The following is a 19,283-nucleotide window of genomic DNA, read 5'->3' as shown; positions in this document are numbered from 1 at the left end:
ACCGGAACCGTTCCGGTCAGGTCTTGCGCGTACCGGATCGCTGGCGTGCCCAGGCGGCGGTGGCGAGGGCGATACCGCCGGCCAGAAGCGCGGCGCCAAGGCCATCCCAGAGGCCATCGCCCAGCAGGGCGCCGACCAGTCCAATCAGGCTGAGGACCCCGATCAGCAGTGGCAGGCGAAAGATGAGCCACAGGCCCTGATCGCGGGGGCTCATCGGGCGCGCCTCCGCCGGACGATCCACAGATACAGGCCGCTGCCGAGGATGACGATGGTGATCAGGTCCAGCACGGCCCAGACGATCTTGAGCCCCAGCCCGCCGTAGTCGCCGAAATGCAGCGGCTGTGACAGGGACAGGGCCTTCACATACCAGGGCATGGGGGCGACAGCCGCCAGTTCGCCGGTGCGGGCATCGATCAGGGCCGGTGTGATCAGATGGGTCGTGACGGGCGTGTCTCCGTGGAAGAAGACGGCATAGTGGTTGTCGGTGGAATAGTCCGAGCCGGGGAAGGCCACGAACTGCAGGGTCATGCCCGGCAGGGCCTCGCGGGCGCGGTCGACCGCGGCGTCGAGCGAGGCGCGCTCATCCAGGGCGACCGGCCCGTCATAGGCTGCCGCGAGGTCGGCGAGCGCCGTGTCCTTCCAGTGCGCGATGATCGGCACGGCCAGGGTGTTGACCACGCCTGTCGCCCCCACGACCACCACCCAGGCCACGGTGACGATCCCCAGCAGATTGTGCCAGTCCAGCCAGCGGGTCCGTGCCGAGCGTTCGGCCCGGATTGTGCCGAACGGCAGCCGCCGCATGAACGGGGCGTACAGGACCACGCCTGACACCACGGCGACCAGCAGCATCAGCCCCATTAGGCCCAAGAACAGCATCCCGCCCAGACCGAGGAACAGGTCGGTGTGGAGCTGCAGGATGAACTCCATGACCGGATGGCCGGCGACGAGGGGCGCTGCCTCGCCGCTGGTCTGGTCGATCGGCTGGAAATTATAGGCCCCGGCCGGCGCGTCCGGCGCGCGGCTGGTGACGTTCACGACCGGCCGGTCGGTATCGAAGCTCATGAAGGTCGGCACGTCCCCCGGATGGCGCGCGAGGGCGGCGTCCAGAACCTGGTCGAGGTCCAGTCGCCGCCCGTCCGCATGGGTCGGGCTCCAGTCCTGATGCAGCAGGACCTCGTCGATCTCGTGGGCGAACACCAGGGGCAGTCCCGTGACGCAGAGCATCAACAGGAACACCGTCGAGATCAGGCTCGACCAGGTGTGAACCCGGGACCAGGCGCGGACCGTGCCGGACCGCATCCGCCTCAGAAGTCCGCCGACAGCGAGACGCTGACCGTGCGCGGGGCGCCGAGGCTGAGATAGTTGGCACCCGGATAGCCGCCGACGGCCACCCAGTGATCTTCATCGGCCAGGTTCTCGACCCGGGCCCGCAGGGTCAGCGGGCGACCTGCCGCCTCGAAGCCATAGCGCACGCCGGCGTCGAAGCGGGTCCAGGAGTCCAGCGTCACCGTATTGGCGGCATTGGCGTATTGCTCGCCCGTGTGCACCGCCCGGGCCTCGACAGTCAGGCCGGACAGGGCAGGGACGTCCCACTCGACATTGGCGTTGAGCTGGAACTCCGGCACGCCGATCGGGGCCATGCCGTCCATGGCGCCGCCCGCCGTCCGGGTCAGTTCGGCATCGATCAGCGTCCAGCCGCCCAGCACGCGCAGGCCGTCGACCGGCTCACCGAACACGGTCAGCTCCAGGCCCTGGTTTCGCTGCTCGCCGTTGGCGGCAAAGACGTTGTTGTCGACGAAGGCGCTGGGCAGCGTCAGGCGGAACAGGCTGACCGTGCCGCCGTACCGGCCCAGGTCGAACTTGGCGCCGACCTCGGCCTGCTCGCCGCGGAAGGGCGACAGGACCTCGCCCGCATTGGTGACCGGCACGCCGCCGCTGACCGCCGGGGCCGTCTGGCCGGGCGTCAGGGATTCGGCATAGTTGGCATAGAAGGACACGCGCTCGTCCGGGCGATAGACCAGGGCGAAGGCCGGGGTGGTCGCATCCCCCTCGTATCCCGAGGTGAAGGCGCCGGTGTTGTAGTCATACGACCGGGTCTCGATCGACTGGTAGCGCACCCCGACGGTGGCCAGCAGGCGTCCGTCCATGAAGGACAGGCGGTCGGCGATCGCGACACTGCTGTTCTCGACGCGCTCGGTGACATTCGGATTGTCCAGCGTGCCGCCGACGAAGAAGTCCGGCGTGGGCGGTGTCACATCCACCGGCGCATAGAGATCGCTGGCGAAGCCGGCAAAGTTGGAGAAGGCATAGGCGTTCTCGGAGCGCGAGCGCACGGTCGAGGCCGAGGCGACCAGCCGGTGGTCCACGGGGCCGGTCGAGACGTCGGCGCGCAGGCCGATGTCGCCCGAGACGATCTGGTCCTCGCGGACATTGTCGAACCGGTAGGCGCTGAGCGTACCGTCGGGCTGGGCCGTCGGATTGGCCAGCACATTCTGTTCCTTGCCCTGACGTCCGCCGATCGCGGCCCAGGCCGACAGGCCGGGGGACAGGTCGAACTCGCCGCGCGCCACGCCGAACAGCTGGCGCTCATCGGTGTAGGTCCAGGGCTGGGCGAAATTGCTGTCGGCCGCCGGCGGTGCGGGGATGGCGCCGGCAGGGGTCACTGTCGGACGGGGTGCATCGATGTGGTGGTCCTGCCAGCCGATGTCCGCCGAGAAGCGCGCGCCGTCGCCCCGGCGATCCAGACCCAGTCCGATGACGCTCAGCTGGCGATCCTGGTCCTCGATACCGGCCTCGCCGTCGCGACGCGCGAGGTTGAGGCGCAGGCCATATTCGTTGCCGAGGCCAAAGCGGCGCGAGACGTCGGCCGCCAGATAGGTCTCGCCGCCGCCCTCCAGACCGGCGGTCAGGCGGGTCAGGGGCTCGTTGCCCGCCCGCTTCGGCATCAGGTTGAAAGCGCCCCCCACGCCGCTGCCGCCGGGAGCGGCCCCGTTCAGGAAGGCCGTGGCGCCGTGGAACACCTCGACGCGCTCGAGGAATTCAGCGGCCACGAACTGGCGCGGCAGCACGCCGTACAGACCGTTGTAGGTCATGTCGTCCGAATAGACCGGGAAGCCGCGGATGACATACAGCTCCTGGAAATTGCCAAAGCCCTTCGAGACCCGCACGACCGGGTCGTTTTGCAGCACATCACCGACACTGCGGGCCTGCTGGTTGCGGGCCAGTTCCTCGGTGTAGGCGGTGAAGGCGAAGGGGGTCTCCATCAGGTCCATCGCCCCGAACAGGCCCACGCGGGCCCCCGTAGCGACCTGACCCCCGGCATAGGCCGGCGGCACCGTGACCTGCGAGCCGGTCACCACAATGTCGTCCACCCGCGTCTCCTGCGGGTCGGCCTGCTGGGCGAGGGCGGGCAGGGCCGGCGCCAGGGCGACCAGGGCGACAGACGACAGAAGGGCAAGACCACGCGGGGACACGACATTACTCCAGTGCAAATAAGAATGCGTCGCAATACAGAGCCCCCCCGGGGTGCGCAAGAGGGCGGACATCTGGTCGCATCCGGACCGTTGGGGCGCGGCTGCCACAACAGGGCCTCGCGCATGTCCAAGATGTAACTTGCGGGGGCGGGCGGGCGTGCTAGTCGCGGGCAAAGCCGTCCGGCGCCTGACGCTCGTCAGAACTGCATTGAACGGCATCAATTTTCTCTCTCGGACAGGCTCCACCATGTCGAACCGCAAGTTGCTGATGGCGACCGCCCTGATTTTCGGCGGCACCCTGTGTCTGTCGGTCACGCCCGCGCTGGCCCAGGATGCCGATCAGGACCCGCCGGCGACCGCCGAAGAGGACGAGGCGGACGAGGACTCGACCCAGGTTGATGAAGTCGTCGTGCGCGCGGCGCGCCCCGACATCGTCACCGCCGCCGACCGGATGATCTACAACGTCACCAATGACGTGCAGGCCCAGACCGGCTCGGTCGCCGACGTGCTGCGCAACGTGCCCGGCGTCGAGGTTGACCTTCAGGGCAATGTCAGCCTGCGCGGCGACGGCAATGTCACCATTCTGGTCGATGGCCGTCCTTCGGCCATGCTGCAGGGCGCCTCGCGCGCCGATGTTTTGCAGGCCATGTCCGGCAGCCAGATCGAACGCGTCGAGGTGATCACCAACCCGTCGGCCGCCTTCAGCCCCGAGGGTAGCGGCGGTGTGATCAATCTGGTGACCAAAAGCACCCGGCCTTCGGTCACCTCGCTTGGCGTGCGTGCTTCGTGGGACGGTGGCGAGCGAGGCAATCTGTCGCTGAGCGGCAGCCGCACCAACAACGGCCTGACCCTGTCGGGGGACATCGGCCTGCGCCACAACGTCAGCGACTTCGAGAGCGAGTCCGTGCGTCTGCGCCCCGGCGCGACCCCGGCGACGACCATCACCGAAGAGAGCCTCTCGAACGGCGAGAACACCAACACCTTCGGCAATGCGCGTCTGGGCGCCGACTATGATCTGAATGAACGCGACCGGATCAGCGGCGAGCTCAGCTATCGGGCGATCGACGTCGAGAACGACAACATCCAGACGTTCGAACGCGCCGACGGCAACGGCACGGTCAGCGACCGCTACCAGCGCCTGCAGACCGGCGGCTTCTCGAACAACAATGTCGGCGGTCGCCTGTCATGGCGTCGCAAGTTCGAAGGCGACCAGCACGAGCTGGCCGCGGATTTCGAGATCGACTCCAGCGAGTCCGAGCGTGATCTCGACCTGATCTCGACGACCCAGGTGGGCGGCGAACCCGACTTCCTGCAGCGGACCGATAACGAGCAGCAGCGTGACGCCTATGGCTTCAAGCTCGACTACACGCGGCCCATGGGCGAGCGCCGCCTGCTCAAGATCGGCTACGAGGGCGACCTGGGCCAGGACTCGTTCGATTCTTTCGGTGCACGCGGCGCCGATGAGGCCAGCCTTGCGCCGGTCGCGGCCCTGACCAACCAGTTCGATTACGAAGAGTGGATCCACGCCGTGTACGCGACCTACGAGCGCCCCTTCGGCGATCTGGACGTGCAGGCCGGCCTGCGTATCGAACAGGTCGATTTCACCCTCGACCAGATCACGGATTCGATCACGGTCGAGCGCGACTATCTGAAGGCCTATCCGACCCTGAACTTCGGCTACCAGCTGACCGACAGCCAGCGTCTGCGCGGGGGTTACAGCCGCCGGATCAGCCGCCCGTCGCCGCAGGACCTGAACCCCTACACGATCTACGTCGACCCCCAGAACCTGCGTCGCGGCAATCCCGATCTCGATCCCGAAATCACCGACTCCTTCGAGCTGGGCTGGCAGATGCGCAAGGGCCAGACCTTCTACGCCGTCACTGCCTTCTACCGGGATAGCAGCGGCGGTGTGACCGACGTCTCGCAGGACATCGGCGGCGGCGTGGTGCTGACCACCCGCGAGAACCTGGGCGAGAGCCAGCGCACCGGCGTCGAGTTCATCGTCAACGGAAAACTGGGCAGCAAGGTCACCTACAACGCCTCGGGCACCGTGTTCCGCAACGACATCTATGTCCCGGGCATCGCCGGCGGCATCGACCGCAGCGGCACCAGCGGCACGGCGCGCGCCTCGATCAACTGGCAGCCGACCGAGACCGACTTCTTCCAGCTGAACGGCTTCTATGTCGGTGAGCAAATCCAGGCGCAGAGCGAGCGCAGCGCGTTCGGCATGCTGAACATCGGCTATCGCCACAAGTTCACGGACACCTTCAGCATGGTGCTGACGGGCACCAACATCCTGGACACGGCCGAGATCGACGCCTTCACCGAAACGCCGGACTTCCAGGACCGCAGCCGGGTCAAGTTCATGAAGCCGACCTGGTACATCGGCCTGACCTATTCCTTCGGCAGTAGCCCGCGCCGTCAGGAACCCGCTTTCGACTTCGGCGCCCCCAGCATCCCGCAATAGGGCGCGTCAATTGACCGACGAAAAGGCCGCCCCGGTATGACGCCGGGGCGGTCGTTTTGTCTCTGCTCGAGCCTTGTGTGCCGCCAGACAGAAGAGGGACGCAGGAGAGGACCGGCCGGGCCTGTTCCGACAGAATCTGCGGCCCACCAACGGGCGTCGGCGTCGAGCCCCCTCAAGTGCCCTCCCTCAAGGCGACTTCGGAAATCGCGCGCTGACCGGCCTTCCGGGTCAGTTGGACGAAGACGTCGATGGTGGAGCGAATATAGTGCGCGATGTCGTCACGCCGGAGCGTCGTGCCGCCCTGCAGGACAAGGAGGGCGATCTGCTCTATCGCCCGGTCGGGACTGTCCGCGTGGACCGTCGTCATAGAGCCCGGGTGTCCCGTGTTGATTGAACGAAGGAAGGTGTAGGCCTCTGGCCCACGGAGCTCGCCCAGGATGATCCGGTCCGGTCGCATGCGCAGGGAGGCGTTCAGGAGGTCTTCGGTCGTCACCCGGGCTTCGCCGAGGGCGCTGCGATGCGCCACAAGGCCGATCGCATTGGGATGGCTGAGGGTGAGTTCGGGGGTGTCCTCGATGAAGATCAGGCGCTCCTCCTGAGGGATTTCCTGAATGAGCGCGTTCAGCAATGTGGTTTTGCCGGTGGAGGTGCCACCGGAGATCAGGATGGTCCGGCGAGCCTTCACGGCCGAGCGAAGGAGTCCGAAAAGGTCGCCCCTGGAACGAAAGTCCTGAAGCGCCGCCATGCCGTCCTGGTCCGGACCCGAGACCGAATGGGCGCCCTGGTCCAGGTATTCCTTGAGGCTGAGGCCGGCCGAGACATGCTTCCGGATCGCGAGCACAACTCCACCCCGGGTCGCCGGAGGGCCCACGATCTGCACGCGCTCACCGCCTGGCAGGGTGGCAGACAAAACGGGATGCTCCCGGCTGATCCCCTGGTGGGCGTAGGCGGCGATCTGTTGAGCCAGCCGTGCCAGCACGACCGGCTTCAACTCGGCGGCAGCATGGCGTTCGACCTGCCCGCCCAGGGTCTCGGCCCAGACCTCTCCGGGGCAGTTGATAAAGACGTCCGTGACGTCCGGGCGAGCGAGTATCTCCTGCAGAGGCTCCAGATAGCTCTGAAGGTAGATCTGTCCCTGCGGCGCGTCGACGTTCACCGCGAGGGCCCGACGGGCGGCAGCTCAAGGTCGCGCGCGACCTGAACAGCCACGAGGGCACCAGCGTCAACGCGAATGGTCGGCTGGCCGTTCGTGCTCCCCGGCGCTGCGGGTACAGGCGGCGCGCCGGTCACGGCAAACACGACCGGCGTGTCGCCCCCGATGCTCCGGGTAGCGAAGGCGCTTCCCACATTGACGGTCGTTTGCAGGAGGGCAGACGCGAAACGCGAGAGGAAATGATTGTCCACCCGGCCTTCCATCCCGGCCCGACCTTCCAGATCGGTGGCCGGGGAGGCGAGGGCGATCGACACTCCGTCCGGGCGGATAAGGCGGGTCCACTGGACGAGCACACGTCGCTGTCCCGGCTCCATATCGGACTGGTACTCGCCCAGAAGCCTTGATCCACGGGGGATCAGGATCCGGGTGCCGTCAAAGCCGACGATGTCGCGCGATACAATGGCCCGCACCTGACCAGGCTGGGTCGAATCCAGCGCCGTCTCAAGAACAGCGGGAATGAGAGCGCCCTGGGGAATGGTCGTGGAAGGCCGGCGCAGGCGTGTGGTTCGCGGCCCCGGTGATGGCGCGGTGGTCTCGCCCCCGCCCGAACTCTGGCTCGCCTGCTCCGTTGTGTCGATGATCAGTGTGGGCCCGTCGGAACTGCGGGGGCCGGTCGCCGTAGCTGTTGCCGACGGGGAGGCCGCGATGGCCGGCGTCGGGTAGTTGGGCAGCGGAGGCGGCACGGGCAGTGCCGATGCCTGGGCCTGGGGTGCAACAGGCACATAGGGCGCAGGCGCATCTGCGGGCGTGACCATATCGGGTGGTGGCGGTGGCGGCGGAACGGGCGGAGGCAGATAGAGCGGGGGCAACTCCGCAGCCATCGCTGTCTGGTCTATGGATCTGACCTGGGTGGAGGGCACGGCAGCGTCCCGCCTTTGGCCGTCCAGCACGAGGAACAGGACAATCCCGGACACCACGACCATTCCCGCGAGGAGCCAGAAGGGCAACTGGCGCCGACCCCTTCCGACCACAGGCCGGATATCTTCATCTGCGCCGGGGTGGGGGGCGTGGTGAGTCATTGCGGAGGCCTTGTACTGCTCCGGGTGGCACTGGCCGTCTGTCGGTCGAGGCGGAACGTCAGGGTGCGGTATACCCCCTCGATGACATAGAGGCCGTTTCGCACCTGACCTTCGATCAGGTGTTCCTGCCCGCCGTAATCGCTTCCGAACACGGCCGGGATCGGTCGGTCCTCATGCCACTCGATCCAGGTGGTCACACCGTCATCGCTGATCGAGACAGGGCGGGCGGCCCGGGCTCCCCGTATCCTGTATTGTCCGAGGGACAGGGCGGTGTCGCCGTCTGGTCCCGTGCCCGGCCCGTCGTCCGGGTAGGTAAATCTGACGGTAAAGGGGGTGTCGGCGCCAGCGACCCGCACGGACGAAAGTTCGAAATTATAGACCCGGGCATCGGTGATCACGGTCATGTTGGTGACGTCGCCGGATCGCGTGGGCTTTATGAACAGCGCATCCTCCCGTCCATTGAGGGTCACCTGCCAGCCATCGCTGTCGCCGATGCCGACATTTTCGACCCGCTCGGAGGCACGGAAGATGATCGCGAGCTGATAGCCGGGCGCCACCCGCAGTCGCACAACCTGGTTCGCATCATAAGGCAGGGTCTGGATGCGCGGGTCGGGGCGGATCTCTTGCGCCGATACCTGGGCAAACGCCGGTAGCGCCACCCACAAGGTCAGGAATGCCGAAGCGAGGGCGAGGGCTTTCATGGTGCTTCCTCCCCCTCGAGCTCGGGCGGAAGGTAGGATGGCTCGCCCGGATCGCTGTAGGGCGAGGTCGAAACCAGGTCGTCCGGCACCGGGGCGATTTCGGCGTCGCGCCGGTAGCCGTAGACCTGGAAGCCGAGGGGATTCAGGAAGCGGTCTTCTGCGGACATGGGCTCGCCGGAGAACCGGTATTCCACGATTGCGACCCAGGATCGGGGCAATTGGTAGCGTCCACCTTCGTCCCGTCTCAAAGTGTCGAAGCGCACGAGGGCAGATTGAGCGGTCAGACGCGACACACTCTTGATCCGGGTCTCGACGACAGAGGTCCGGGGATAGCGTGACAGCGGACTGTCCGGATTGGACGCGCGCATCAGGTTGAGATAGTCGCTTCGTGCCGTGTCGGCCGACCACAGGCCCACCCTCTGATAGTCGTGCTGGAGGGTCGCCATGTCGAAGCTCTCGCGGGCGATCACATATTGCACGAGCATGGACTCGACCAGGGCCTGGTCAGGCGTCAACAACTCGGGATCCAGAGGCTTGAGCGCCTGCACATAGCCGGTGGTGCGATCCACCATCAATGTATAGGGCACCACAGTCTTCAGGGGCGTGAGCGTCATGAGGGCGACAGCTTCAGCCAGGGCAACCACGACGGCTATTGCCGCAATGATCCAGGCGACCTGACGCGACTTCTGAAGCGAGCCGATCTTGTCGGCGGCCCAGCTCCCGGCCTCGCGATAGTAAGCATCAAGGGCTTCGCGGCGGGTCTTTTTCATGAGCGGCGGTCTCGCAAGGCTGCCCCGAGCGATTTCCTCGGCCGGGTCCGGCGCAGGGTCTGCGCAGAAGCCGGAATGGCGAAGTCATCGAGGGTCGGAGACATGGGCGTCGTTCGGAGGGAGGGGCGCGCGGTGGCGCCGGAGCCCGAGGTGGTCACGGTCCTCTCGCGCCTGACCGAAGCGGCAAGGGCGTCGGCCAGAGCATGCGCCCGGGGCGCCGGGCGCTCGGGAAAGCTCTGGGTGGGGCCGGCGGCAAAGGCATGGACGTGCTGGGGGAGGCCGCTCGCTCCGGCGGATATCCAGCTGGTAAAAGATGCCGTCGAGGTGAACACCAGACGAAGCAGGACCGCGAATGATCCCGCGAGAGCCAGCGCGAACCCAAGGCATACGATCAGGAGCTCGACGGGCGCTGCCGCCGTTACGATCCGTTCGCTGCGCAGGGCGAGCACGCGCTCAAGCCAGGGTTCAAGCAGGGTCAGCTGAACGCCCAGCAGGACGGTCATGGTCACCGACGCCAGCATGGCGAATACCAGGGCTCTGGCCCAGCCGAGTACGAGACCTCGGGAAAGGTCAAACAGGATCAGGCCGGCAAACAGCGGAGCCAGCGCGAGCAATACGCCCGTCGTCAGACTGACCACGCCATAGGCCGCGATCGTGCTCGACAGGAAGACCACCCTTGCTGCGCCCAGGGCGGGATCGTCATCAATGGGGGCGCGTCGGGCGGCTTCGCCGGGGCGCATGTCTTCGGGGGGAGTCGTCGCCGTAACGTCGCTGCGACCGCTGCCGACATTGATGAGGCGCCCGATCGATCCATCCATCGCCTGCAGCCTCCGGGTCAGGGCCTCGCCCGCAACGGGAAGGCCGGTGCCACCTGTCAGTCCCGTGCTCAGTTGGGCAGGGCCGTGAACCACGACATCGTAGACGACGGTGCGATAGGCCGGCCAGCTGGTCGCGATTGCCAGGGCGACCCCGATCTTTGCGACGGCGATGACGCCGCTCCGAAGCGTGGGGGTTTCCCCCATCATCAACCTGAGACCGAAGAAGGCCACGAAGAGGGTCAGGAGGGCCGTCAGGAAAAGTGTGAGGGGCGCGCCGGGCGCGGCCAGCAGCTGGTACCCCACGGCGCCGACCGTCTGTCCCTGACAATCGATGTGACGCAGCAGGGAGGACAGGAAGGCGTCGCCGGTGGACAGGGCGGGGCAGGTCATCATGACACCTGCTCCAGCAGGGGCGGCATCCAGTCAGCGGGGTCGTCGCCAACGGCCGCCCGGATTTCATCGAGCAGTCGGACCGTCCGCTCCCGCCCGGAAAGAATGGCCAGGACGTCGCGCTCTCCGGACAGGTCCAGTCGCGCCACGACGCTCTCTCCGCCGCGCCGGATCAGAAAACAATGCGCGCTGTCGGGCAGGGTACGGATCAGATCCAGTTCGTGCGAGGAAAGCCCGAAACCGTCGATGTAATCCTCGGCCCGGGCCTTCGGATTGACCATGAAGATCTGGGTGGCCGCCTGTTCGATGATGGCGCTGGCGATCCGGCTTTCGAGAGCGTCCTGCGCGCTCTGGGTCGCGAAGCCGACGATCCCGTTGCGTTTGCGGATCGTTTTTTCCCAGTCCTTGATACGGCGGACAAAGACGTCGTCGTCCAGGGCCTTCCAGCCCTCATCGACCACAATGATGGCCGGCGTGCCGTCAAGGCGTTCTTCGACCCGGTGGAACAGGTACATCATGGCCGGTGTCCGCACGACCGGATCGTCCAGCAGCACCGTCATGTCAAAGCCCACGGTATCCGCGGACAGGTCGGTGAGGTCTTTCGGATTGTCGAACAGCCATGCCCGGTCGCCATCCCCCCACCAGGGACGCAGGCGCGACCAGAGGTCTCCGGCCTGGGCGCGCTGATCCCCGCGGAACAGTTCGACCAGATGTCTCAGCCGGCGATGGCGGGCGGGTTGGTCGAAGTTGGCACTGATGGCATCCTGGATCCGGGCGCGCTCGCTGACGTCGGCGCCCCCGGCCAGCTGGGCCAGCCAGTCTGCAAGAAAACCGCGGTTCGCGGCGGTGTCCTCCAGTTGCAGCGGGTTCAGACCCGAGGCTTCTCCCGGACGCAGCAGGTCGTAGCGCCCGCCGATGGCGCGGATGAACAGTTCCGCGCCCCGGTCCTTGTCGAAGAAGATGATGCGGGGCTTCAGCTTGCGCGCCTGGGCCAGCAGAAAGTTGAGCACTACGGTCTTGCCCGAGCCCGAGGGACCGATGACGGTGAAGTTCCCGAGGTCGCCCTGGTGGAAGTTGAAGAAATAGGGCCCGGCCGCGGTGGTCTCCAGCAGGCTGATCGCCTGACCCCAATGGCTGCCCGAGCGCTCGCCCATGGGGAAGTTGTGGCCGCTGGCCAGTCCCGCGAAATTGTTGGTCGAGACCAGACCCCGCCGCGCGATGTACTTGAAGTTCGCCGGAAACTGGGCCCAGAAGGCGGGCTCCAGCGCAATCTCCTCGCGGACGGCGACGATGCCCATATCCGCCAGACTGGCGGTCACATCGGCCACGGCGGCATCCACCGCCGCGGGCGTGTCGCCCCGGACGGCCAGCGTCATGTGGTGTTCGCCATAGCCGGCCCGACCCGCCGCGACGTCGTCCTTGGCCTGGGCCAGTTCCCCCCGCAGGGACAGGGCCTCGTCCTCGGCCGACCGCATGCGGCGCAGCGACAGGTTCATGCGCTCCAGCGCAGCCTGCCGCTCCACAAAGGCGAAGGACTGGGTGATGGTCAGTTCGAACGGCAGGCGCAGCAGATCGTCGAACATGCCCGGCGCACTCCAGGCCGGGTAATCCTTGATCGATACGACGCCGACGAAGCTGCGTCCCAGATGGCCGGCCGCCGACAGCTCGACCGCGTCCTGGCCGAAGCTGATGCGACGATAGGGGAGGTAGGCGCCCAGGTCCTGATGCGGCATCAGCACGGGGCGCTGCTCGCCATTGAAGAGCTCCGACAGGAACTCGAGCGGCTCGGAGGCCATGCCGGACGGCGTCTCGCGAACGCCCAGCAGCCGCGGCTCATACTCCCCGAGCGCAGACATCAGCGCATCGCGCCCGGCTTCCAGCTGCGACAGCTCGTGGGCCAGGCTGGTACCCGGCGCCTCGCCGGCGCGGACGAACCAGTTCCGGACCTGGTCTGCCAGTCCGATCCTGCCCTGAAGCGGGCGGCGGATGAGGGTCAGGTACAGGTCGTTGACGAACAGCGAGCGGCTGACCAGACGGTCGGCCCACCGATCCCCGAGGCTCTGGGAAAAGGCGTCGGGGTAGGCTTCGTCCAGATCGACCTGCACCCGACGTCGGACCACGTGATGATACAGGGCAAAGCGTGACGAGCCGATGGCGCGCAGCATCGCGTCGCGCAGCGTCTTGCGATAGTTGAGCTCGCCCGTATCGGCGGTCTCGAACAGCAGGCCGCGCAGGCGGATGGTCTGCATCAGCAGACCGTCGCGCGTCGCGATCGTGTGGTCGTCCACATGCCGGGCATAGGGCAGGTGGGTGCCCGCCGCCTGCTCGCGCCGCACCGTGCCAGCCCCCTGGCTCAGGGACGGTAGGAGTTGCATCGCCAGATGTCGTAGTTGCGCACGCGCGGGCACCGGCCGATCCGCATCAGCCACAGGTCGATCGTGCGCGGCTCACGCAGGCACAACAGCACACCGATGCCATGGATCAACAGCGCCACCGGCAGCACCCACGCCGACCGGAATATCAGGAACAGCTCGGCGGCGATCACCGCATTGATGATGAAGTAGTTGTAGGTCACGCCCGCGAACATCAGCGGCCGCGTCAGGGCCGTGAAAATCGGGGTCCGTTCCAGATGGTCCACGGCGTCAGCCGCCGAAGGTGGCGGCGGACTGGATGCCGGCCACGATGCTCACCGCGCCGAAGAGGATGAAACACCCCAGCACAACCACAGCGCCCCGCCGCCAGTCGATCCGCCCGGTCAGCATCAACAGCCCGACACAGGCCACCGCAATCACGGCGACGACCGTGGCGACCGTCCCCAGCAGCGTGCCCTGAAGCCACTGAACGGCCGAGACAATGGGGCCCGAACCGCTGGGGTCGGTCAGCGCGACCTGGGCCTGGGCCGTGGTGGCCAGTGACAGGGCCAAGAGCGTCGCCGTGCCTCCTGAGAATGCCTTCGCCAAACGCTTCATTTACGCCCCCACACAATCCTTACGCGTCACACTAGGCGGAGATGGGTTCGCCTGCCAAGATGAAGGAAGAAGGATAGCCTAAGATCCAGCCGTTGCAGCTATCCACTCTCGTACGTGCCATAAGGCTGGTTCACACCTATCTTTGGCCGTCACCACATCCCGGTCGCGGCTTAAAGGTGGCATCTGCGGGCACTCGACGCGCGGTCCATCGCGTGATCACTTCGTCGGTTGTTCGCTCAATCATCCTAGCGTTGAAGGATGCATCTTCTGTAGGCGTCATCGCTAGCCCGACTTGGAACCGGTTAAGGCCTAAGTTCCCACCTGTAAACCCGCCCGAATCGGTCTCGCTTTCCGCGCCAAAATATATTGTATTGCCGGGAACCGAGTCTATTCCCAATTCTGCACTACGACGATCATACGTATCGCTTCCGTCTATGAATACCAATCCGCTTTTGTCAGCAACGGCGCGCATAAATATTAGAAAGCTCTCCTCCTGAACCTCATCACTAAGGCATACTTCCACCTGAAACTTCTTCTTGGAGGTCGTGCATCCGCACACCAACAGTGACGCCATAATTGCAACGCTCGTACGACAAAATTTCATATGATCACCATTGTTTCATCTTAGGGTTTCCGCTCCTCGTCGGGCCAAGCAAAAGGCGGCCGTGCCATTCGCCGTGACCGCACCAAAATGTCCATAAAATGCTGCTGCGTTGAGCAAGTAGTGGTCGCCCTCTCCCGTGCCCACTATAGACAATATCGACGAACGATCTGAAATTCCGAATACTTGGATGTATACGTCTCCAGGGTGGAAATCGTGCTCGCCCTCCAGGGTAGCATTGTGGATCGTTAGATTTCTGAAACTCACGTCCTGAGATATGTAGTTTCCTCCCAAGAGTGCAACGCGAGGGTTAAAGCCGTCATCTCGTATTGCGGGTGCTCCGGGCGCTGAAATGTTAGGCCCCAAAAGGAATGCGAATGCCTCGGCGCCTCCGCATAAAAGGGGCATAGTTATAGTAAAGGTATGGGGGCGTCGTCGACCGACAACGACGATCTCATCAAGGGTTGTTCCACCACCCGAGCCGTCGACGCCGGGCATATCAGGTTGGCCAGGCCAATCGGGGTTGCCTCCGAAACCTCCAAAGCCGCCAAAGGTGGGACCGGTGCACGTGCCGTGATCTTCCCCCTCCACACGTGTCTCGTTGGGGACCCCCCCGCGGCGTAGGCACTCGAAAACATCGAAGTGCCGACCGGTGAGCCCTGTGGGATCGACTAAGTTGACCGGATCTCCGCCTACATAGGCGTAGAGATTGGATCCCCCCGCATAACCGATCGGATCAGGCTGTAGGAAGCGCCCCAATTCGGGCGCATAGGCGCGTGCGCGATAGTAGTAGAGGTTTGGGGCCATCCAGGCTTGGCCTGTATACTGGAAGCGGTTCGAGGCATCCGGCACGCCATATTCATCATAGCGGTTGATGGTGACCGTGCCACCGGCCTGGGCCACGCCAATGATCGAGCCGCGCTCGTCTGCGATCTGCTGGACCCTCGTACTCCCGAAATAGCTCGCGACCGGCTCGTCAAGGCCTCGCCCCGGAACGTGACGAGTGGTCAGGGTACCGGTTGCGCTATATTCGCCGATCAGCTGGGCGCCGGCATACCGGAAGCGGGTGCTGCCCGTGCTGGCCAGCCGGCCGCTGGGGTCATAGTCAAAACCGTACCCCGTGCCGCCAATCGTGGCCGAGGTCAGTCGCCCCACCGCGTCATAGGCATAGCTGTTGCCCAGAGCGGTGGCCGTGTTCTGGTCGGCGTCATAAGTGACGGCGGTCCCGCCGACCGAGGTCGCCTGGTTCCGGCCGTTGTTGGCATAGCTGGTCGCGCCGGTGGTCGGGGCATAGACATAGTCGGCGTTGGACACGGTGCGGCTGACCAGCTGACCGGCTGTGTTGTATCCAAAGCCAAAGGCCACGTCCGCGACCGAACCGGCCATGTCGTGGCTCAGTCCCGTCATCCGACCGGCGGCATCATAGCTGTAGGCCGTGGTGGTACCGTTCCCCCGCGTGATGCCCGTCGTCTGGCCGAGATTGTTGTAGGCGTAGGTAGCAAGTACGCCCGCGCCGGAGGTCGCGCCGTTCTCGCGAATGGCCGTCACCCTGCCCGTGACGTCGCGATCGTACTGGGCATAGAAGGAATCCGGCCAGGTGATGCGGGTCACGCGTCCGGCTGCGTCATAGGCATAGCTTACGGTGCCGAGGTCGGTGGTCTCGCCTGTCTGGCGCCCCAGCGCGTCCCAGGTCAAACAGGTGGCATCTGCATTGCAGACGACGGGCAGTGCGCCGGTCTTGCTGATCGATGTCAGACGACCCAGCAGGTCATACCGATAATAGACGTCGGCCGTTCCCGAGGGCGTGTCGACCAGGGTGATCCGTCCCAGCTTGTCAACGGTGAAGCTGGTCACCTGACCCGCACGGTTGCGGGACGTCGCCAGACGGCCATAGGCGTCGTAGGTCACCTCTTCATAGTCGGTCAGGGATGTGCCCCCGCCCGTGGCATTGGGGAAATACAGGCGACTGGGCCGGTTGAACCCGTCATAGGTCATTTCCGAGACGTTGCCGTTGCCGTCCGTCATGGTGGCGACCTGACCATTCAGGCCATAGGTGACACTGCTGGTCGAGGCCTCCGGGAGACCATAGGCCGACGTGGTCGACAGGGGGCGACCGGCATCGTCATAGGTCATTCGGGTGATGCGGTCGGGGCCATCGCCGGCTGTGGTCGTTGCCGTGCACGCTGAGGCGGGCAAACTGCCCCACACCACCGGGTTCATGCGAAGGGCCATGCAGTCGATCTGGCCGGCCGCAGTGTACGATATTTGCTGGACGCTGATGGGCGTGCCGGCACCGGACTGCTGGCTGACCAGAACGGTTCGGCCATGGTCGTCATAGGTCGTGGCCGTGCGCAGCAACGGTGAGAAACTGGCCCAGTTGGCATCCGTATAGCCTGGCGTAGTGCCGATCTCGCCGAGGGTTACCTGACTCCACTCGTTATAGGTAAACCGCCGGGCCTGGTTCAGGCGACCGTTGGCACCATCCGGATCCGGACCGACGATGCCGACGACGCGCCGACGTCCGTCGTAGCGGTAGCGGGTGGTATCCGCCGTCCCGGACAGGGGACCGTCGACCGTCAGGACGTCACCCTCGGGCGTATAGGCCAACGTGGTGACAGCCATCGAGGGGCTGGCCCCCGAACCGCGGCTGATTGTGACGGGCAGAAGATTATTGGCCACGCCGGTCGAACCATAGCCGATCGTGGTCCGGACCTCGTTGGCGGTGCCGGTGCAGCTGCTTCCGGTCGTACAGGCGGATACCTGGGTCGGCAGGGTGATGGCCGAGGGCGCGGCCGCGATCACGCCGCTGCTGTTCTTGAAATAGGCCGTCTGCGGCGCATAGGTGTAGCGGGTCTCGGGCCGGGTTGCGCCGGCGGTCGGCGCCGGGGCCGTGACCGTCAGGAGGCCGCCGTGGGTGCTGTCCCAAGTGTAGTTGGTGACGTTTCCGGCAGCATCCGTCGTCGTGAGCGGAAGATTGCACGTCACTAGATTGGTGCAGGTGGTCGGGTAGGTGGCACTGGTCCGGATCGCTGTCGCTGGCGGGCCCAACTTCGGTGAAGTGGTTACCTGGGTGATGTTGCCTCGACTGTCGTAGCTGTAGGTGGTCTCTCCCCCCTCGATGTCTGAGACAGAGGCGAGCCGACCGCCGGCAGTGTAGCTCCAGTACCAGACCTGGTCCCCAGAGGGAGAAGTGCTCGCGTCCGTGACAAGCGTCGCCGAGCTCGGCTGGCCGACGTACAGATCGGTGACCACGGTCAGCTTCTGGTCGATCGGCCCTTCCACCACCATGATCCGGGTCGAGCCGGTATCGGTGTAGCCGTATGTCCACGTCCCGGTGGCATCCGTGACGCTGGATACGCCCAGACTGGTTGAGATGACCGAGATTACGGGATCCGGATCCGTGCCGAGCAGAACGTCCGTCTGTTTCCCTGTCGAGACCCACTGGCTGCGATAGCGCGTGGTGAACCCGGTCTGGTCGGTAAATATCTGGTCGGTCACCCCGGAACTGGGCGTTGCCGTCGAAAACGCCACGCTCGGCCAGGTCCGGGTGAAGGTACAGGTCGCCGCTGTGGGCGCGCAGTAGTCGACGGCCAAGTTCAGCGCGGTGACCTTCGCGACCTCGTGCCAACTCGGATCTTCTGGATCAAGATTGGATGCATAGTCATAGTGGACCATGTATCCGGCATTGTTGTCGTAGGACTGCAGCCGTCCGGCGGTGACATCCTGGCAAAAGACGACACCTCCACCAGGAAGGTCGAGCTCCGGATCAGTCTCCGGCTCCGGACAAATCTCGTATGTTATGGTTGCGTAATTATAGTTGGTTGTAAGTCCATTTGGTTCAACCTTCTTGGTCACGACGCCATCACTTAGCGTCATGGTCCCCTTACGCTCTGTCGTGTAGATGGTACCATCGCTGCGCGTATAGGTGAACTGCGATGTTGAAGAGTTATATGTCAGGGTGGAGCCAGTATTATCTTTCGGGGCGAATACCATTGAACCGGTTGAGACGAAAACTTCGGTAAACCCTTCTACGGTCACTACGCAGTCCACGCCGTACCCGCAGCTGGCAATGCCGCCTATAGCGGGGTCCCACCACATGCCATTGTCCAGTTGGATCTGGCTGTAGCTGAGCCCCGTCTCGGCGGGTCCGATGGATGTGCCGCCCGCGATCGCCATCCACATGCCGGTCACCAGATCCACCCCGCGTTCGTCCACCGTGTAATGCTCGGGTGGGATAGGGTCGGTCGACTGGGCGTGGGCCGCGCCTGCGGTCAGGGCGATGCCGGAGGTCACGGCCAGCAACATGGCCTTGCGGGACAGGCGGATCATTGGAAAGCCTCCGGTTGGGTGTCGACGTCGGAGAAGCGGATCTCAGGGCCGTCATGGCAGAGCAGGGATGCATGGTCGCCAGTCCGCGCAGCCGTCTGTGCTGCCGTTGCGCCGGGCAGGATCAGGGCTCGCCCGGACAGGGCAAAAACGAGCATTTTCATGATTGTGCATCCCCCTCTGGTTGAAGTTTTCACCGCTAACGGGAGATGTCAATCTACTATTCAATCTTGACGTACCCTGCGGTTCGTGCCCGACTGCCGTCATTGAGGGGGGAAACGGAATGTCGGGCAGCCGAAGGAAAGTCCTGAGCTGGCTGGGCGCGGGTGGTGCACTGTTCACCCTGCTGCCCCGCGTCGCTCTCGCCAGGGATCCGGTCATCTACACTTATGATGCACTTGGACGCTTGACGTCGGCGGCCTATCCGACGGGCGTGACGGTGACCTATACCTACGACGCCGCCGGTAACCGGACGCAGGTGGTGACGTCGAACGGGTCCACGCCGCCGCCTCCCCCGCCGCCACCTCCTCCGCCAC

The 19,283-nt window shown here is 65.2% G+C and carries 15 protein-coding genes; 2 read left to right on the top strand and 13 right to left on the bottom strand.

Features of this window, described 5'->3' with window-relative positions:
- Positions 1-16: 16 nt before the first annotated feature.
- From J7346_RS12310 to J7346_RS12300, 3 genes are read right to left on the bottom strand one after another with little or no spacing between them, the layout of a single operon-like run.
- Positions 17-214: a hypothetical protein gene (locus J7346_RS12310; protein ID WP_209120271.1), complete on the bottom strand. Its 198-nt coding sequence runs from the start codon at positions 212-214 to the stop codon at positions 17-19.
- Positions 211-1,299: a PepSY domain-containing protein gene (locus J7346_RS12305; RefSeq protein ID WP_245157845.1), complete on the bottom strand. Its 1,089-nt coding sequence runs from the start codon at positions 1,297-1,299 to the stop codon at positions 211-213. Before J7346_RS12305 ends, J7346_RS12310 begins: the two co-directional genes overlap by 4 nt.
- Positions 1,300-1,304: 5 nt before the next feature.
- Positions 1,305-3,473 carry a TonB-dependent receptor gene (locus J7346_RS12300; RefSeq protein WP_209120270.1) on the bottom strand — a complete coding sequence of 723 codons (2,169 nt, stop codon included), beginning with the start codon at positions 3,471-3,473 and terminating at the stop codon, positions 1,305-1,307.
- 247 nt (positions 3,474-3,720) lie between these two features.
- Between J7346_RS12300 and J7346_RS12295 the strand changes: the two genes are divergently transcribed.
- Positions 3,721-5,940, top strand: coding sequence for a TonB-dependent receptor (locus J7346_RS12295; RefSeq protein WP_209120269.1), 2,220 nt, complete (start codon positions 3,721-3,723; stop codon positions 5,938-5,940).
- Positions 5,941-6,112: 172 nt separating this feature from the next.
- Here the strand turns inward: J7346_RS12295 and virB11 are convergent, their stop codons facing one another.
- The 10 genes from virB11 to J7346_RS12245 form a co-directional block, all read right to left on the bottom strand.
- On the bottom strand, positions 6,113-7,096 hold the full coding sequence (virB11, locus tag J7346_RS12290; protein ID WP_209120268.1) for a P-type DNA transfer ATPase VirB11: 984 nt from the start codon (positions 7,094-7,096) through the stop codon (positions 6,113-6,115).
- Positions 7,093-8,067 (bottom strand): TrbI/VirB10 family protein, encoded by a 975-nt coding sequence (locus tag J7346_RS12285; RefSeq protein WP_209120267.1) that lies wholly within the window; start codon positions 8,065-8,067, stop codon positions 7,093-7,095. Before J7346_RS12285 ends, virB11 begins: the two co-directional genes overlap by 4 nt.
- Positions 8,068-8,168: 101 nt before the next feature.
- Complete coding sequence (locus J7346_RS12280) at positions 8,169-8,873, bottom strand: TrbG/VirB9 family P-type conjugative transfer protein (protein ID WP_209120266.1); 705 nt, start codon at positions 8,871-8,873, stop codon at positions 8,169-8,171.
- Complete coding sequence (locus J7346_RS12275) at positions 8,870-9,643, bottom strand: type IV secretion system protein (RefSeq protein ID WP_209120265.1); 774 nt, start codon at positions 9,641-9,643, stop codon at positions 8,870-8,872. Before J7346_RS12275 ends, J7346_RS12280 begins: the two co-directional genes overlap by 4 nt.
- Positions 9,640-10,854, bottom strand: coding sequence for a type IV secretion system protein (locus J7346_RS12270; RefSeq protein ID WP_209120264.1), 1,215 nt, complete (start codon positions 10,852-10,854; stop codon positions 9,640-9,642). Before J7346_RS12270 ends, J7346_RS12275 begins: the two co-directional genes overlap by 4 nt.
- Complete coding sequence (locus J7346_RS12265; RefSeq protein ID WP_209120263.1) at positions 10,851-13,226, bottom strand: VirB4 family type IV secretion/conjugal transfer ATPase; 2,376 nt, start codon at positions 13,224-13,226, stop codon at positions 10,851-10,853. Before J7346_RS12265 ends, J7346_RS12270 begins: the two co-directional genes overlap by 4 nt.
- The gene (locus tag J7346_RS12260) at positions 13,205-13,489 is read right to left on the bottom strand and encodes a VirB3 family type IV secretion system protein (protein ID WP_209120262.1); all 285 of its coding nucleotides are present in this window, start codon (positions 13,487-13,489) and stop codon (positions 13,205-13,207) included. The genes J7346_RS12265 and J7346_RS12260 overlap by 22 nt, the downstream gene beginning before the upstream one ends.
- A gap of 4 nt (positions 13,490-13,493) precedes the next feature.
- Positions 13,494-13,775: a TrbC/VirB2 family protein gene (locus tag J7346_RS12255; protein ID WP_245157843.1), complete on the bottom strand. Its 282-nt coding sequence runs from the start codon at positions 13,773-13,775 to the stop codon at positions 13,494-13,496.
- Between the two features lie 664 nt (positions 13,776-14,439).
- Complete coding sequence (locus tag J7346_RS12250; protein ID WP_209120260.1) at positions 14,440-18,750, bottom strand: RHS repeat-associated core domain-containing protein; 4,311 nt, start codon at positions 18,748-18,750, stop codon at positions 14,440-14,442.
- Positions 18,747-18,911, bottom strand: a complete 165-nt coding sequence (locus tag J7346_RS12245; protein WP_209120259.1) for a hypothetical protein — start codon at positions 18,909-18,911, stop codon at positions 18,747-18,749. Before J7346_RS12245 ends, J7346_RS12250 begins: the two co-directional genes overlap by 4 nt.
- 119 nt (positions 18,912-19,030) lie before the next feature.
- On the opposite strand from J7346_RS12245, the gene J7346_RS12240 reads away from it, so the two are divergent.
- On the top strand, positions 19,031-19,283 hold a 253-nt coding region (locus tag J7346_RS12240), incomplete at its 3' end, for an RHS repeat domain-containing protein (RefSeq protein WP_209120258.1).

It is taken from the genome of Brevundimonas sp. A19_0, assembly GCF_017744255.1.
Lineage (GTDB): Bacteria > Pseudomonadota > Alphaproteobacteria > Caulobacterales > Caulobacteraceae > Brevundimonas.
This window is presented reverse-complemented; position numbering and strand designations above follow the sequence as displayed.

What these genes read in the sequence shown, in the direction of transcription:
- J7346_RS12310 (WP_209120271.1), bottom strand. Translation starts at nt 214, where the DNA reads ATGAGCCCCCGCGATCAGGGCCTGTGGCTCATCTTTCGCCTGCCACTG.
- J7346_RS12305 (WP_245157845.1), bottom strand. Translation starts at nt 1,299, where the DNA reads ATGCGGTCCGGCACGGTCCGCGCCTGGTCCCGGGTTCACACCTGGTCG.
- J7346_RS12295 (WP_209120269.1), top strand. Translation starts at nt 3,721, where the DNA reads ATGTCGAACCGCAAGTTGCTGATGGCGACCGCCCTGATTTTCGGCGGC.
- J7346_RS12280 (WP_209120266.1), bottom strand. Translation starts at nt 8,873, where the DNA reads ATGAAAGCCCTCGCCCTCGCTTCGGCATTCCTGACCTTGTGGGTGGCG.
- J7346_RS12275 (WP_209120265.1), bottom strand. Translation starts at nt 9,643, where the DNA reads ATGAAAAAGACCCGCCGCGAAGCCCTTGATGCTTACTATCGCGAGGCC.
- J7346_RS12270 (WP_209120264.1), bottom strand. Translation starts at nt 10,854, where the DNA reads ATGATGACCTGCCCCGCCCTGTCCACCGGCGACGCCTTCCTGTCCTCC.
- J7346_RS12265 (WP_209120263.1), bottom strand. Translation starts at nt 13,226, where the DNA reads ATGCAACTCCTACCGTCCCTGAGCCAGGGGGCTGGCACGGTGCGGCGC.
- J7346_RS12250 (WP_209120260.1), bottom strand. Translation starts at nt 18,750, where the DNA reads ATGATCCGCCTGTCCCGCAAGGCCATGTTGCTGGCCGTGACCTCCGGC.
- J7346_RS12245 (WP_209120259.1), bottom strand. Translation starts at nt 18,911, where the DNA reads ATGAAAATGCTCGTTTTTGCCCTGTCCGGGCGAGCCCTGATCCTGCCC.